Raw genomic sequence first — 16,026 nt, 5'->3', positions numbered from 1 at the left:
GGTCCCGGAACTCAGAAGCAGGCAGCGGTCTCCAGGTTCCGTCCATGCACTATTCCCGGGGCTTTACGATCCGGGAACAAGTCGACGCGGCTACTCGTGGATCCGCGCAGGAAGCCGGCGAATTCCCGTTCCGGTTTGCGTGACATCGACCGCATCGTCAATTCGGAGGATTGGTACCGAATGATTCCAAGCACGACTTACTTCCTTAGTCTCCGGGAACACTGATCGGTGACCATCCCCCAAGTTGTATCCGGAGGAATTTCATCGCCGTTCGTCGACGCGCCTTGTCGACGCGGGTCGATGGCTCGACAGTAGTTGGCGGCGCGACGGTGTGTCAAATGTCACAATCACGTGCGATAGGAGCGCGTAATGAATGCCTCGAATTGACGGACTGCACCAGAACGGCGAGGCGATTCTACGGCTGGGTGGTCCGTGCCACAGCGGTGCTTCCGCGCAGCGTCAGCACCGGTTCAGCGAGCCACTGCACGGCATCCGCGCCGTCACTCTTGAGGCGCCGGGTAAGGAATTGTGCTGCCTCACGACCCATGACGCTCGGTTCGGCGGACGCCGTCGTAAGGGCCGGCATGAAGCGCTCCGCTGAGCCGGCACTGGTGTTGATCGCGACAACGGAGAGGTACTCCGGGACTTGCCAACCGTGGGCCGCAGCGGCACCCAGAAGCCCTGCGGTAGCCGCTTCATTGATCATCACGAGTCCGGTTGTTTCCGGAGATTCTTCCAGGATCTGACCGAACACCTCGCGACCACCGGCAAGCGAGCTCGCGGTTGGGAAAAGCCGCGCAGTGATCCCGTGCCGCGACGCGGCAGCTGCCACGGCGTCCCAGGACCGGACCATCGGGCCGTATCCGGTGTCCAGGGACTCACGCGAGTGCGTGACAAGGCCGATTTCCCTGTGCCCCAAGCTGACGAGGTGCGACACTGCCAGCTCCCCCATGGCTTCGAAATCTGCGTCCACGAACGTCAGGCCATCAGCATCCGTTGGCCGTCCGATCGTGACGAATGGAACACCCGTTTCCAAAAGGACTGGAATCCGTTCGTCGAATGACCTGACTTCCATGAGGAGGATTCCATCTACGAGGCCTTGGGCCACGATCCGCTGCATCTCGCCCAGGTCGTCGGGGTCCATTGGCCACAGAAGGAGATGGTATCCGTCAGCGCGCGCTTGCTCCGCGGCACCTTGGACGTACTCGAATTCCGTGGTGTTCATGCCTTGCTCCCCGACCGGAAAAATCAAGGAGACGATGCCGGTCCGTTTGCCGGCCAAACCCTGGGCGAGCAGGTTCGGCGTATAGCCAAGGTCGGACATGGCCTGCAGGATGCGCTCCCGCGTTTCGGGCGCAATCGGCCGGACACCACTGAGCGCATAGGACACAGTGCTCCTGGAAACGCCGGCTACCCGCGCAACATCGGCCATAGTTACCAAGGAGTATCCCCCTGCATTGTCGGTGGCTGCTCGGCGGTGGGATCGCGATTGACCGCAATCCGCCGGACGGTAATGCCTCATAGTAAACCGTAATCGGTTGGCAAAGTGGTGAAGGCATGCTGAGCCCACTGTTTCATACACTCACCAGCTAAGCGAGGGTGCGGCAAGGGGATGCCTCACACCACAAAAAGGGGAATCACCCGCTGGGTGGACCCCTTCTCACAAAAATGAGGCCCTGCCCGGAACATGAACCTAGTCCACGTTCCAAGCAAGGCCTCCATGGTGGAGCTGAGGGGACTCGAACCCCTGACCCCCTGCATGCCATGCAGGTGCGCTACCAGCTGCGCCACAGCCCCATATCCTTGCTGCTTCACGAGCCGTGAACTGGCTGGAAATCTCCTCCAGTTTTCGGATTCCTCCGAAGCAACTCAAATATCTTAGAACAGCATTTCCGAAAATTCCAAATCGGGCATATTCAGTTGGTTGGTGCCTTAACGCCTAGGATTCCTCGACGGCGGGAGCCTTCGCCGAGGCGTCGTCACCGAGTTCCAGATCCACTACCGGGCAGTCTTTCCACAGGCGTTCCAGGGCGTAGAAGACCCTGTCCTCGGAGTGCTGGACGTGCACCACGATGTCGGCGTAGTCCAACAGGACCCAGCGGCCTTCGGAACGTCCTTCGCGGCGGACCGGGCGCAGATCCTGCTTGAGCAGCTCCTCCTCGATGCCGTCCACGATGGCGTTGACCTGGCGCTCGGTTGGAGCCGAGGCGATCAGGAAGACGTCGGTCAGGGCCAGACGTTCGCTGACGTCCAAGGCGATGATGTCCTCGGCCAGCTTGTCCGCTGCCGCGCGGGCGGCGTGGCGGGCCAAGAGGACGGATTGTTCATGTGCAGTCACGGGACTCCTTGTATGCGGCTTCAAGAATGAACGAAGCCTGTTTGGTGGCAAAAGCCGTTGTTGTCAGCGGGAAAGTCCGCTGGTGATCATGATGATGCCCGCAATCAGGGCGATGACTCCGATGCCGACGAGTCCGAGGACCAGTAGCCGGGTACGCTGGGCGCGCCCGAGTCCCGCCGTCGCGGCGTCGAGCGGTTCAAGTCCGTAAGCCGAACTTGCTGAAATGGGCGGATGTTCGGCCGCTTCCGCAAATGCCTCGCCATCCGATGCTGAGTCCGACGCCGGGCGTCGACCCGCCGCTTTCGCAGCGGCCTCCGCCCGCGCCAGCACTCCTGCGCGGCCGCGCATGCTGCGGGACTTGGCCGACGCCGACTGCCCGGGCTTCAGTTTCGGCGCAGGTGAGGTCACGAGAGGAACAAAGGTGGTGCCGGGCGGCTTCATGACGGGACGCTCGAGTCCCGGAACCTTCACGAATTCCAGGGGCGTCACCATGGCCAGGTTGCTGGCCACGGAAGGTTCAACGCGGACCGGACCTGAAGGACGGCTGTTCTGCTCGGCAAGTTTCTGCTTCGCCATGGCCCTCTTGTTGAGGATAGCCTCGCGTTCAGCCTGGGCGATTTGTTCGGCCAGCGCCTCTGGGTCCGCTGGATCGACGTCGGTACCGGGAACCCCGGGTTCAGCGGCCGGGACTTTCTGCACCGCTGATTCCATTGCCGCGATGTGCTCAAGCTTGTTGGACTGATTGTTCGCTTGGGCGGCCAAGAGCTCGCGGGCCATCAAGGCCTGCTCCACGGTCATCTCGGGCGCACCGGGGGGTGGGCCTGCCGTGACCCGGACACCGCCGCCAGGCGATACGCCCGGGCGATCAGGGCCGGACTGCTGCCTGCCGGGAGCCTGGACGGGGACACTGGACGTCCTCGGCCCGGATCCGGGTGCAGGAACAACGGGGATCGCCGAGGTGCCCGGGGCAACTTCTTCCTGCAATTGCTGCAGGCGCAACTGGCGGCGCGTGGGCGGACCGCCGCGGGAAAGCTGCTGCTCCTTATCCGCGAGTTCCTTGATGGCGCGGAGTGCGGCGCGGTCGCGTGCACGGGCCTGCGAAGAACGTTCCGAGGCGGGTTTGGCGTCCAGCGGAGCATCGGCCACCCGGCGCACCCGATTGACCGAAGCGCCACCGGACGCGTGGTCGGCGTCGTCGGAGGTAACGGCCTCGGCTACCGCGGGACGTGCGCCGGTTTCTTCCACGCGTGCGTCCCGGGCTCGTCGAAGCTCGCGCCGGCTAGGGATGGGGGGCTGTTCCTGGCTCATTCAAAACTCACTCGGTACGGGCTTGGTGGTCTGATCCGGTCATAGCATGCAGGGGCTCCCCCATGCCGGGTTTGCCCGAGTACAGCTTGTATTTGGCGATGTACTGCACTACTCCATCAGGCACGAGGTACCAGACCGGATTGCCTGCACCCACGCGGGCGCGGCAGTCCGTCGAGGAAATCGCCATGGCAGGCACTTCCAACAGACTGACGTCCTCCCTGCCCATGCCGTCAAGAACATGACCGGGCCGGGTGACACCGACAAAGTGCGCCAGGGTCCAAAGCTCGTCGACATCTTTCCAGGACAGGATCTGCGCGAGGGCGTCAGCGCCCGTGATGAAGAACAAGTCCGCGTCCGGCCGCTGGGTCCGGAGATCCCGCAGGGTATCGATGGTGAACGTGGGACCGGGGCGGTCCACATCCACGCGGCTCACCGTGAAATTGGGGTTGGAAGCCGTGGCAATGACCGTCATCAAGTATCGGTGCTCGGCTTGACTGACCTGCTTGTGCGATTTCTGCCACGGCTCGCCGGTGGGCACGAATACCACCTCGTCCAAGCGGAACTTGGCGGCAACCTCACTGGCAGCAACCAAGTGGCCGTGGTGAATGGGATCGAAGGTTCCACCCATCACGCCCAAGCGAAGTCGGCGCCCCGTTTCCTCGAAGGGTTTTGCGGCGGAAATGTTAGTGACCCAGCCCTGGGTGCTTGGCCGGGTGCTGGCGGTGCGGATCCGAGTGCTCTTCGACGGCGTCGTGACGGTTGCCAAGGTTCGTGTAGGAGACCGCCACGAACATCAGGACCAGGAGGATGGAGAAGATGGTGATGCCGAAGACGATAGGAGGAGCCCACAACGGCGCCGGCGCCTCGCTCTCGCCCCCTTGAGCGAGAATGGAAATGGCGATCTGCTGAAACTGCATTTTCTCCCCTAGCGGTTCAAAGGATTTCGACGGCGGATCCTCCCACCGTTCAAGACTTCTGTTCTATGTTACAGCGTCGCTAGCCGCGGACCTGGCCTTCACCCTGGACAATCCACTTCGTGGTGGTCAGCTCAGTGAGGCCCATGGGACCGCGTGCGTGCAGCTTCTGGGTGGAAATTCCCACCTCGGCACCAAGGCCGAGCTCGCCCCCGTCGGTGAAACGCGTGGAAGCGTTCACGATGACCGCCGCAGAATCGATGTCCGCAATGAACTTCTCCGCGTTCGCCAGATTGTTCGTCAGGATGGCCTCAGTGTGGCCGGTCGACCATTTGCGGATGTGCGCGACTGCCTCGTCGAGGTTGTCCACCATGGCAACTGCGAGGTCGAGGTCCATGTATTCCGTGGCCCAATCGACGTCGTCGGCGGGGACTGTGTCCACGGAGCCGGACAGCGCCGCTTGAATCCGGGAGTCGACGTGCAGCGTGACCCCGGCCGAGCGCAAGGCAGCGGCGACGGCGGGCAGCACTGTGGACTTCGAGTGCACCAGGAGAGTCTCCACGGTATTGCAAACGCTGGGGCGCTGGGTCTTGGCGTTGAGCAGAATATCGACAGCCATCTCTTCGCTGGCGGACTCGTCGATGAAGATGTGCACATTGCCTTCGCCGGTCTCAATGACCGGCACGGATGAGTTGTTCACCACAGTCTGAATCAGGTCGCGTCCACCGCGGGGAATCAGCACGTCCACCCGGCCGCGCGCACGCATCAGGACGTTCGCGCCTTCGCGGCCGAATTGGTCCACGCTCTGGACGGCGTCGGCCGGCAGCCCGACGGATTCCAGCGCATCGCGGAGGATGGTCACCAAGGCTGCGTTGGTGTGGGCAGCGGCAGATCCACCGCGCAGGATCACTGCATTGCCGCTCTTCAAGCCAAGTCCGGCGATATCGACCGTGACGTTGGGGCGGGCCTCATAGATCGCTGCGACGACTCCCATGGGCACATTGACTTGGCGCAAGCGCAGTCCGTTGGGGAGGGTCTGGCCCCGGACGACGTTTCCCACGGGATCCGGCAGGCCCGCCAGGTTTTCAAGGGCCGCCACAAGGCCGTCGATGCGGGGAGGTGTCAGGGTCAGGCGGTCCAGCATGGCAGCGGAGGTTCCGTTGTTGCGGCCGGACTCAACATCCTTCGCGTTGGCCGCGAGGATGGACCCCTGCTTTTCCCGGAGCGCTGCGCCAATAGCGTGCAGGGCGCGGTCCTTCCAGGCGCGGTTCGCCTGGGCCATGTGCCGCGCGGCCTGCCGTGAGCGGTCCGCGATCGAATGCACGGCCGCCTCCACTTGCTCGGGGGTGAGCGGCGCGTTTCCCGTCTCCGGAGTTTCCGGCACCTGGGCGGCATTGCCGGCAGCCAGTGCGTCAGTCATCACAGGAGAATCAGGGGTAAGGGCCTCAGTCATTCTCCAAGTTTAGTGGAGCGGGCCTGCTGGACCAGCACGAGGTCGTCAACATGAACAACTACGCGGTCATATCCGCGTCCAAGGTCCTTGGCGAGTTCCTTGGTGGAACGGCCAAGCATGCGGGGAAGCTCTTCCGCGGAGTAGTTCACCAATCCCCTGGCAATCACAGTCCCTTCGACAGAAACCATCTCCACGGGATCGCCAGGCTCGAAGTCTCCCTGCACCGACGATATTCCGGCGGGCAACAGCGAGGTGTGGCGGTCGCGCACGGCCTTGACGGCGCCGTCGTCGAGCACCAAACGGCCCCGGACCGAAGCGAGGTGGGCCAGCCAGAGCAGCCGGACGGGTTTGCGGTTGCCGTTGATGGCGAACCACGTGCCGACGTCCTCGCCTGCCAGTGCGGCGGCGGCATTGGCCGTGGAGGTGACGAGGGCGTGGATGCCGGAGCCTGCGGCGATCGACGCAGCCTCCACCTTGGTGGTCATGCCTCCGGTTCCGACGCCGGCTTTACCGGCCTTACCGATGGTCACGTCGACGAGGTCAGCGGGACCGGTGACGAGCGGAATGCGCTTGGCACCCAATGACGGCGGACCATCGTACAAAGCGTCGACGTCGGAAAGCAGGACCAGTGCATCCGCCCGGACAAGGTGGGCCACCAAAGCGGCCAGACGATCGTTGTCGCCAAAACGGATTTCGTGCGTTGCCACGGTGTCGTTTTCGTTCACGACGGGCACGACGCCGAGGTTCAGCAAACGGTCCAGCGCCCGGTATGCGTTGCTGTGCTGGGTGCGCCGCATCAAGTCATCCGCCGTCAAGAGGACCTGGCTGACGGTGACCCCGTGAGCGGCAAAAGCCTGCGAATAGCGCGCCATCAAGAGCCCTTGGCCGACACTGGCCGCAGCCTGCTGTGTGGCGAGGTCCTTGGGACGCTTGGCGAGGCCGAGCGGCGCGAGACCCGCCGCGATGGCACCGGAAGAGACCAGGATGATCTCCGTCCCGGAATTGCGCTTCTCAGCCAGGGCGTGGACGAGTGCCGTCAGCGCTTTCTCCGAGATGCCGCCTTTGATGCTGGTCAGCGAAGACGAACCCACTTTGACGACGATCCGCTTGGCGCCGGCCAGTGCCTGGCGTTCGGCGGAGTCGTCGCCTTCGGTGACTTCAGCGATGCGGGCCGTGCTAGTCGTCATTTTCGGCTACCAGGCCGCTTTCCTTCAGGGGCTTGGGTAGACGACGTCCGCTGACGGACTCAGTCCAGATGCCCGCCTTCCGCTCGGCTTCGAGCTCGGCGCGTGCTGCAGCCTTGGCTTCGCGTCGTTCGAGCTGCTCGTCGCGCTTCTGCGAACGGGTGGGGCGGTCGCCGATGTCGGCAACACGGATGTCCGTGCCTCGAGGCGTCGCCAGGAGTTCGGCGCCCGCCATCATGGTGGGCTCCCAGTCGAAGACGACGCCGTCCTCTTCGCCGATCACCACGGTGTCACCCGGAACGGCACCCATCTTGAACAACTCGTTTTCGATGCCGAGCTTGGCCAGGCGATCGGCCAGGTAGCCAATGGCTTCCTCGTTGGTGAAGTCGGTCTGCTTGACCCAACGGACCGGCTTCTCCCCCAGCACGCGGAAGAGCGGCTCGAGGTTCTTTTCCTCGCGGCGGATCTTGAAGCCGGACTCGTTGACGGCGCGGGGGCGCAGGACGGGCGCCGCGACCTTGGGAGGCGCGGTGGCAACGGCTTTGCGCGCGGCCATGACGATCTCGCCCATGGCGAAGCTCAGTTGGCGCAGGCCTTCGTGGCTCGTAGCGGAGACTTCGAAGACGCGGTAGCCGCGCTGTTCCAGTTCGGGACGGACGAACTCGGCCATGTCCCGACCGTCTGGCAGGTCGACCTTGTTCAGGACAACAAGTTTGGGGCGTTCGTTCAGGGGGACAACTTCGCCGTCAACGCCGGCGTAGCTCATGTCCACCGCGTACTTGTCCAGCTCTTGCTCGATGATCGCAAGATCCGAGAGCGGGTCCCGGTCCGCTTCCAAGGTTCCGCAGTCCAGGACGTGCACCAGCGCGGCACAACGCTCCACGTGGCGCAGGAAGTTGTGGCCCAGGCCCTTGCCCTCGCTCGCCCCTTCGATCAATCCGGGAACGTCTGCAATGGTGAACCGGACCTCACCGGCCTGGACCACGCCAAGGTTGGGGATCAGGGTAGTGAACGGGTAGTCGGCGATCTTGGGCCGCGCAGCTGACATCGCCGCGACAAGGCTGGACTTGCCCGCAGAGGGGAAGCCAACCAGCGCGATGTCCGCGATGGACTTCAATTCCAGGACGATGTCGCTGGAGTCGCCTTCAGTGCCGAGGAGGGCAAAACCGGGAGCCCTGCGCTTCTGCGAAGACAACGAAGAATTACCAAGGCCGCCCAGGCCACCTGCAGCGGCGATGAACTCGGTGCCTTCACCTACAAGGTCAGCAAGGACAACGCCGTCCTTGGTCTTGACCACAGTGCCGTCCGGGACGGGAAGCACGAGGGTTTCACCGTTCTTGCCGCCGCGCCAGTCACCCATGCCGGGGCCACCGTTGGTTGCGTGGCGGTGCGGTGCGTGGTGGTAATCAAGCAAAGTGGTGGTCTGGGCATCAACGCGCAAGATGACGTCGCCGCCGTTACCGCCGTTGCCGCCGTCGGGTCCGCCCAGGGGCTTGAACTTCTCGCGCTTAACAGAGACACAGCCGTGGCCGCCTGTTCCGCCGGATACGTGAAGTACTACCCGGTCTACGAAGGTCGCCACGTGTTTCTCCTCTAACTGGAAATTACTGCTTGAAGTGCGTGTTGCGGGCTGACGCGCCGCCGCCCGCACTAGTAAATTCTAGTGCGGTTAAAAAGACAGGTGGAGCGGGCCATACGGCCCGCTCCACCCGTTCAGAACGTGTTATTACTCTGCAGCTGCAGCAGCAACGATGTTCACTACGCGACGGCCGCGGCGAGTTCCGAACTCAACCGCACCTGCCTGCAGGGCGAACAGGGTGTCGTCGCCACCGCGGCCGACACCGGCGCCCGGGTGGAAGTGGGTGCCGCGCTGGCGGACGATGATCTCGCCTGCGGAAACGACCTGGCCACCGAAGCGCTTTACGCCGAGGTACTGGGCGTTGGAGTCACGACCGTTGCGAGTGGAGCTCGCGCCTTTTTTATGTGCCATTTGAAATGCCTGCCTTTAAATTCTGGGGAATCTGTTGAAAACCTGAACAGCAACCAGTGGTTACTTGATACCGGTGATCTTGATCTTGGTGAGTTCTTGACGGTGACCCTGGCGCTTCTTGTAGCCGGTCTTGTTCTTGAACTTCTGGATGACGATCTTCGGACCACGGAGGTCTTCGAGGATCTCAGCCGTAACCTTGACCTTGGCCAGATCCGCAGCAGCGGAGGTGACCTTGTCACCGTCCACCAGGAGCAGTGCGGGCAGCTCAAGGGTGCTGCCGGCTCCACCGGGGACGCGGTTCAGGGTTACGTAGTCTCCAACGGAAACCTTTTCTTGGCGGCCGCCTGCGCGGACAATCGCGTACACCACTTGGGCACTCACTTCTCTCGACGTTTATTACTAAATTTGCGTGCGGAACCCCGATCCGAAAACGGGCCTGGTTCACGCTGTGCCTCAACGCCGTGGACTCCGGTACGGAATCCATGAGTCATCCCTCGAATAGTTCCAAATGGAAGGTAAGTTCCAAATGAACGGTTTCTAGGGGCATAACCCAAGTGTTGGCGTAAGCACCGAAGATCTAGATTACGCTAGTTTCGCCTTCGGCTGCAAATGAGGCCAGGTCCGGAGGCTGCCACGTGATGGCTGCCACAGACTGGCTATGTCGCCATCCGGTACCGTGCCCGTCCACCTTACCCTGCCTGCGGGGAAAAGCTCGGATCCTGACGCCGACACGCAGCAGCGCCCGCCGGAACAGGCGCTTCATCCGGCGCTTCCGCGCCAGGAACCGGGATCAGCCGTGCAACCTTGGAGCATCGAAGAACGCCGTTTCATACCGGCAGGATTGGGTGAAAGCCTCCATCATTGCCGTGCGCTCCCCTGGCGACGCGGCCTGCGCAGCGGCATCCGTGATGTCGATCGCCTTGCGGGTGGCCTCGGCGAATGCTTCGTCGGCGTACGTGCGCAGCCAGTCCGCGTAAGGGTGCTCGTCCGACGCTCCCGCCTGAATATAGCCAAGGTGGAGCTGCTGTCCCACTTCGGCGTACAACCAGTAGCAGGGAAGCACGGCGGCCAGCAGGACTGCATAGCTGCCCGACGCCGACGCGGCCAGCAAGTGGTCCACGTAGGCCTTGGTGACTGGACCCAGTTCTCCGCTTACCTGGCGTCCGCTGAGCCAATTCCGGTGCAGCTCGGACTCGACTTCAAGGCACATCTGCGAACCGCGGGCCCAGAACAGCTGTTCGGTTTCGCTGGGCGCGAGGGCGCTTGCCCGCGCCAGGACCCGGGAATAGCCGTTGAGGTAGATCGCATCCTGCGAGAGGTAATAGCTGAACTGCGCTTCGCTGAGGCCGCCGGTTTGCAAATGCCGGATGAAGTCCAGGCCATAAATGGCCGCGAGTTCCGTTTGGGCGGCGTCCCACATCCGGACGGCAAAGTCCCCCGGATGAAGGTCCTGCTGGAGCGCGTGGAAATGATGGATCGGCCCATTGCCCTTCCCCACTTCCAGCACCTCGGACTGGGTCAGCGCCCCCTGAAGCCAGGGCTTGACTACGCGCAAGGCAGACTCCCAATCGCCGAGCCGTGCCTTGGCCGTCGCCATGGCCGACGACAGGGAACATCCCGTGCCATGGCTGTTGCGGGTCTCCACGCGTTGACCGGCGAATTCCACCACGTCCTGGCTCAGGACTCCTTCGGTGTTGACCAGGGCGTCGGGGCAGCCCTCTCCCTGCAGATGGCCGCCCTTCACCAGGACGGTGTTTCCGCAGGCTGCAGCCAGGCGTTTGCCTTGCTCCAACGCTGATGCCCAGTCAATGGCAACAGGCTCGCCAAGCAGCATGGCCAATTCAGGAAGGTTGGGGGTCACCAGGTCAGCGAGGGGCAGAAGTTCCCGCAGCGCGGTTTCAGCGGACTCCGCCAGGAGCCGGTCGCCACTGGTCGCGATCATCACCGGATCCAGCACGACGACGGCGGGGCGCGCCTCGCCGAGCCAGCGACGGACTTCGTGGATGACGGCCGCGTCCCCGAGCATGCCGATTTTGACCGCATCGACGGTGATGTCGTCGCTAATCGCATCCAATTGCTGGCGCAGGAATTCCACGGGAGGCACATGGACGGCCGTGACGCCCTGCGTATTTTGTACCGTGAGCGCCGTGATCACGGCCATGCCATAGCCTCCGTTGGCCGCAATGCTCTTGAGGTCTGCCTGGATCCCGGCACCACCCGAAGGATCCGAGCCGGCAATGCTGAGGACCCTCGGGATAGCTCGCTGGATGGCCTTGAGCGGGTAGACGGCTGATTGCGCTGAAACAGTCATGCAAGACATCCCTTCGCCGGTGCTAACCGGACAGGTTCAACGGGTCTGGTCTCAGCCGGCTTGGTGCGCGGCACCCCGTGTCAGTCCCCTAGCTTAACCCGGATCACGCCTCGCCCGCTGAAATCGCCCTTTGCAACCGGATTCTCGGAGTCCGGTGAATTGGCCGGCAACGCCGAAGCCCCGGTGGTTTCCACAGGAGCGGAAACGGCCGGGGCTTCGGGCAGGAAACTGCGGTTAGAGTTCGGACTTGGGCACGCCGACCCCGAGGATGATCGGTTCCGCTGCCGCCGTCGACTTGGCTGGAGCAGCGTCCGTCGCCTTGGCCTCGTGCGCTGCCCCACCGGAGGCGGCCGCGGCAACCTCGTGGTGCTCAACGTTGGTGGCGTTGGCGGCACCCTGGGCCCGGCTGGCGCTGCGGTTGCGACGGCCTCGGCGTCCGCGCGAACCCGCTTCCGGGGATTCTCCGCTTGCAACGGCCGCGGGGGTCCCCGCGGGCGCTTCCTCGGCCTCAGTTGCCGTCGTCGCAGTGTCGGGAGCTTCTCCGAGGCCCGCGAATGCCTGTGCCAAGAGGTCCAGGCTCATGGCAGGTGCACCACTCGCTGGCTCCTCTTCGTGGTGGACGAAGGGCAACGCAACTTCCTCGCCGCCGAATCGCAGCACAGGCTTCGAACGTTCCTCGCTACTCGAAGCAGCAGCAGGAGCCTGGGCCGGGGGTGCCTGGACCGGGGTTGCTTCTGCTACGTGCCCGTCGGCGAGCAATTCCGCCGTGTGGTGGAGCTCGTCGTCGTGCAGGTGGGCTGCGTGGGCTGCCGCCGCGATGGTGGCAAGGGCTGCGCGGGTGGCCGCCTGGCGGTTCGGATCGGTGGATTCCACGCTGTGGACCGGCACAGGTGGGGTGATCGGGAGTTCGGCAGTTCCCTGACCGGTGCCCCTGCCGCGGCGACGCTTGCGCTGCTCGGGGCGGACGGTCGGCTGTGACTCCGTGCGTGGGTGGTGGTGTTCAGCTGCCACCACGTTGGCCCGACGGTGCTCCACAGGCTCGTCGTGCGTGACGATTCCCCGACCGGCGCAGGTTTCGCACTGCTCGCCGAAGACTTCCAGCAGGCCCGTGCCCATGCGCTTGCGCGTCATCTGGACCAAGCCAAGGGACGTCACTTCGGCGACCTGGTGCTTGGTGCGGTCCCGGCCGAGGCACTCGACCAAGCGGCGCAATACGAGATCGCGGTTGGATTCCAGGACCATGTCGATGAAGTCGATGACGATGATTCCGCCGATGTCGCGCAAGCGCAGCTGACGGACCACTTCCTCGGCAGCCTCAAGGTTGTTCTTGGTGACGGTTTCCTCGAGGTTGCCACCGCTGCCGGTGAACTTCCCGGTGTTGACGTCAACAACCGTCATGGCCTCGGTGCGGTCGATGACGAGCGAACCACCGGAGGGCAGGAAGACCTTGCGCTCCAATGCCTTGTGGATCTGTTCGTCAACGCGCCATGCCGAGAAGATGTCCTGATCCGAGGTCCACTTTTCGAGGCGTCCCACCAGGTCCGGCGCCACGTAGGTGACGTAGGCTTCGATGGTGTCCCAGGCTTCGTCGCCGGAGACGATGAGCTTGGAGAAGTCCTCGTTGAAGACGTCGCGGACCACCTTGATGGTCAGGTCCGGTTCGCCGTACAGCAGTTCCGGCGCCAAGATCTTGGTGGACGTGGACTGGCTTTCGATGCCTTCCCACTGGGCCCGCAGGCGGTTGATGTCGTGCGTCAGCTCTTCCTCGGAAGCACCCTCCGCGGCGGTGCGAACAATGACGCCCGCGTTCTCCGGGAGGCGGTCCTTGAGGATCTTCTTCAGGCGGTTGCGCTCGACGTCGGGCAGCTTGCGGGAGATACCGGTCATTGACCCGCCCGGTACGTACACAAGGTAGCGGCCTGGGAGCGAAATCTGGCTCGTCAGGCGTGCGCCCTTGTGACCCACGGGGTCCTTGGTGACCTGGACCAACACGGAATCGCCTGATTTCAGGGCGTTTTCGATCCGGCGCGGCTTGCCTTCCAAGGTGACGGCATCCCAGTTGACTTCACCGGCGTACAGCACGGCATTGCGGCCGCGTCCAATGTCGACGAACGCGGCTTCCATCGACGGCAGCACGTTCTGGACCTTGCCCAGGTAGACGTTGCCGATCAGGGAATCCTGCTGTGTCTTGGACACGAAGTGCTCTGCGAGCACGCCGTCTTCCAGGACACCGATCTGGATCCTGTCGTCGCGCTGCCGAACGATCATCTGGCGGTCGACGGACTCACGGCGGGCCAGGAATTCGGCCTCGGTGATGACCTGGCGGCGGCGGCCGGTCTCGCGGGACTCGCGGCGGCGCTGCTTCTTGGCTTCAAGGCGAGTGGAGCCCTTGACGCTCGTGACGCGGTCGGAGCTGCTGGTGGACTCAACGTGTGCGCGGGGGGCACGGACACGCGTGACAGTGTTGGGGGGATCGTCGTCTCCGCCACCCGTCAGCTCCAGGTCCTGATCGCCACGACGACGGCGCCGACGCCGGCGGGAGGTTACGCCCTCTTCGAGGATTTCCTCGGTGCCGGCTTCTGTCTCGTCCTCGGATTCCGCGGACGTTTCTTCTCCCGTGGCTTCATCGCGCTCGTTGCCCCGGCGTCCACGACGCCCACGGCTGCGACGGCGACGGCGGCTGCCGGCTTCGTCCAGTTCGTTGTCCTCGGAAACTTCTTCGGCGTCAGCCTGCGGTTCCTCTTCGACGACGGCCGGCCGGGCAACGGCGCTCAAGTCCGGCGCCTGGAAGATCATGGACGTGACGGAGCCAGGTTCCATGAACAACGAAGCGATCGGGCTTGCGGCTTCCGCCTCGACGGACGGTTCCCCGGTGGTTTCCTCGAGCGCGATTTCCGCGACCACAGCGTTTTCTTCGCCCGGCGCAACCTCGGCAGGCGGTGATTCAACCGGGGCTTCCTCGGCGACGGGTTCGGGGCTCTTCGCCCTCGTCGCACGACGGCGGCGGACCGGCTTCTCGGAGGCAGCTTCGGCTTCTGCCGCTACTTCAGGCTCGACGGCGGCGGCAGCCTTCGGAGCCTCGCCACCTTCCGTGGAAGCTTCTTCGGCGAAACCTGGCAGCGGCTCGGAAGTTTCGACCTTCTTTCGAGCCCTTGTGCGCCGGACGGGAGCCTTGGGCGCTTCGGCGTCCGTCGCTTCGGTGAGCGGCTCAGCGGCGGCTGCGGCAGCTCCGGCGTCGGGGGCTTCATCCGCGGTAACCGTCTTCGGTGCAGCCTTGCGGCGGGTGCGGGTGACCTTTTTGGGTGCTTCAGTGGTCTCGGTGGACGCCGCATCTTCGGCGGCGGCTACAACTTGCTCGTTATCCATATGTGGCAACACTCCTGCCCTTGCGCAACCGCCACATCCGGTGCCCAGAGAGGCAATATTGTCAAAACCCGCAGGCGTTGACAGAAGTCAGTAGTAGTCTTTCCGGTTCGCACCAGCATGGGGGTGCGGCATCCACGGAAAGCCGGCTTCGCTCCAAACCCGTTGTTCTAATGCCACAACCAGGTGCCGTCCATTGTCACTGCGGCGCTACCGGGGATCATTGGATCCTGGGCATGCCCTGCATATGGCTGGCGGTCTTGGGAACAAGATACCGGACCGGATTCCGCATGTGGATCGGCTTCCGGCCATGTTCATTCTCTCACACGCCCGCACTCCCGGCAGGAAGCACGCCCTGAAAGCTTCCGTGCCGCCGCGTTCGCTGGACGCGTCCTCCAGCCTCCGCGGCTAGAATCCTCCCAAGAGCAGTCCCCGGTCCCGCGCCGGGCCATCCAGAAAAGGACAGCCAACCATGCCGAGCCCCGCCAGCCCGAACCTGGCCAATAACGATGCCCGCTCCCTCCGGCACGAGATAACCGGGAGGAGCCCCGACGGGGCCATGCCACGCATGGTCCGCGACCGCCCCTTTGCATGGCTTCTCCTCGCCACCGGCGCCATTGCGTGGCTGGCATCCGGGGCTCTTGTGCTGGAAAAGCTGCAGGTTCTCCAGGACCCCAACCACATCACGGCCTGCGACCTCAATCCGTGGGTCTCCTGTGGCAGCGTCATGAAGACACCGCAGAGTTCGGTTTTCGGTTTCCCCAACATGTTCATCGGCATTGTCGCCTTCGCCGTGATCATCACCACCGCCATGGCTATCTTTGCCGGGGCCAAGTTCGCCCGCTGGTACTGGATCGGGCTGCAGACGGGCGTCACACTCGGCTTCATCTTCATCGTTTGGCTATGGTCCCAGGCACTGTATGTCATTCACATCCTGTGCCCGTTCTGCATGGTGGTGTGGGCATGCATGATCCCGCTCTTCGTTTTCGTCACCATCCGGAACGTGGCGCAGGGGGTCATTCCAGCCCCCGCAGGCCTGGCCAAGATCCTGAGCGAATCCGGTTGGATCATTTCCGCGCTGCTCTACGTTGGCGTGATCGCGAGCATTTTCTTTGCCTTCATCAATGTCTTCATCGGTACGTCCGGTTACTGAAGTACTTATCCC

13 protein-coding genes, 1 tRNA gene and 1 riboswitch are annotated in these 16,026 nt (G+C 63.7%); of the genes, 1 reads left to right on the top strand and 13 read right to left on the bottom strand.

Going from position 1 to position 16,026, the window contains the following annotated elements:
• Positions 1-415 precede the first annotated feature (415 nt).
• From ACSVHC_RS19690 to ACSVHC_RS19630, 13 genes are all read right to left on the bottom strand, one after another.
• The gene (locus ACSVHC_RS19690) at positions 416-1,432 is read right to left on the bottom strand and encodes a LacI family DNA-binding transcriptional regulator (protein WP_437770531.1); all 1,017 of its coding nucleotides are present in this window, start codon (positions 1,430-1,432) and stop codon (positions 416-418) included.
• A gap of 289 nt (positions 1,433-1,721) precedes the next feature.
• A tRNA-Ala gene (locus tag ACSVHC_RS19685) sits at positions 1,722-1,797 on the bottom strand.
• Positions 1,798-1,939: 142 nt separating this feature from the next.
• Positions 1,940-2,338, bottom strand: coding sequence for a ribosome silencing factor (gene rsfS / locus ACSVHC_RS19680; protein ID WP_059389355.1), 399 nt, complete (start codon positions 2,336-2,338; stop codon positions 1,940-1,942).
• 63 nt (positions 2,339-2,401) lie between these two features.
• The gene (locus ACSVHC_RS19675; protein ID WP_439181231.1) at positions 2,402-3,646 is read right to left on the bottom strand and encodes a hypothetical protein; all 1,245 of its coding nucleotides are present in this window, start codon (positions 3,644-3,646) and stop codon (positions 2,402-2,404) included.
• Positions 3,647-3,653: 7 nt separating this feature from the next.
• Positions 3,654-4,283: a nicotinate-nucleotide adenylyltransferase gene (nadD, locus tag ACSVHC_RS19670; protein ID WP_439181230.1), complete on the bottom strand. Its 630-nt coding sequence runs from the start codon at positions 4,281-4,283 to the stop codon at positions 3,654-3,656.
• A gap of 46 nt (positions 4,284-4,329) precedes the next feature.
• Complete coding sequence (locus ACSVHC_RS19665) at positions 4,330-4,563, bottom strand: hypothetical protein (protein ID WP_437770533.1); 234 nt, start codon at positions 4,561-4,563, stop codon at positions 4,330-4,332.
• Positions 4,564-4,642: 79 nt separating this feature from the next.
• Entirely contained in the window at positions 4,643-6,013 is a 1,371-nt protein-coding gene (locus ACSVHC_RS19660; RefSeq protein ID WP_437770534.1) for a glutamate-5-semialdehyde dehydrogenase, read from the bottom strand.
• Entirely contained in the window at positions 6,010-7,200 is a 1,191-nt protein-coding gene (proB, locus tag ACSVHC_RS19655; RefSeq protein ID WP_437770535.1) for a glutamate 5-kinase, read from the bottom strand. Before proB ends, ACSVHC_RS19660 begins: the two co-directional genes overlap by 4 nt.
• Positions 7,190-8,779, bottom strand: a complete 1,590-nt coding sequence (gene obgE / locus ACSVHC_RS19650; RefSeq protein ID WP_437770536.1) for a GTPase ObgE — start codon at positions 8,777-8,779, stop codon at positions 7,190-7,192. The genes proB and obgE overlap by 11 nt, the downstream gene beginning before the upstream one ends.
• Positions 8,780-8,923: 144 nt before the next feature.
• Entirely contained in the window at positions 8,924-9,187 is a 264-nt protein-coding gene (gene rpmA, locus ACSVHC_RS19645) for a 50S ribosomal protein L27 (RefSeq protein ID WP_003803426.1), read from the bottom strand.
• Positions 9,188-9,247: 60 nt separating this feature from the next.
• Positions 9,248-9,556: a 50S ribosomal protein L21 gene (gene rplU / locus ACSVHC_RS19640; RefSeq protein ID WP_028267456.1), complete on the bottom strand. Its 309-nt coding sequence runs from the start codon at positions 9,554-9,556 to the stop codon at positions 9,248-9,250.
• A gap of 421 nt (positions 9,557-9,977) precedes the next feature.
• Positions 9,978-11,498, bottom strand: a complete 1,521-nt coding sequence (gene thiD, locus ACSVHC_RS19635) for a bifunctional hydroxymethylpyrimidine kinase/phosphomethylpyrimidine kinase (RefSeq protein ID WP_437770537.1) — start codon at positions 11,496-11,498, stop codon at positions 9,978-9,980.
• A riboswitch (TPP riboswitch) is annotated at positions 11,490-11,586 on the bottom strand. Its footprint overlaps the gene before it by 9 nt.
• Before the next feature lie 146 nt (positions 11,587-11,732).
• Positions 11,733-14,864: an Rne/Rng family ribonuclease gene (locus ACSVHC_RS19630; protein ID WP_437770538.1), complete on the bottom strand. Its 3,132-nt coding sequence runs from the start codon at positions 14,862-14,864 to the stop codon at positions 11,733-11,735.
• 469 nt (positions 14,865-15,333) lie between these two features.
• Here ACSVHC_RS19630 and ACSVHC_RS19625 point away from each other — a divergent pair, with 469 nt between their 5' ends.
• Positions 15,334-16,014: a vitamin K epoxide reductase family protein gene (locus ACSVHC_RS19625; RefSeq protein ID WP_437770539.1), complete on the top strand. Its 681-nt coding sequence runs from the start codon at positions 15,334-15,336 to the stop codon at positions 16,012-16,014.
• Positions 16,015-16,026: the final 12 nt, after the last annotated feature.

It is taken from the genome of Arthrobacter sp. KNU-44 (assembly GCF_051843155.1).
Lineage (GTDB): Bacteria > Actinomycetota > Actinomycetes > Actinomycetales > Micrococcaceae > Arthrobacter.
This window is presented reverse-complemented; position numbering and strand designations above follow the sequence as displayed.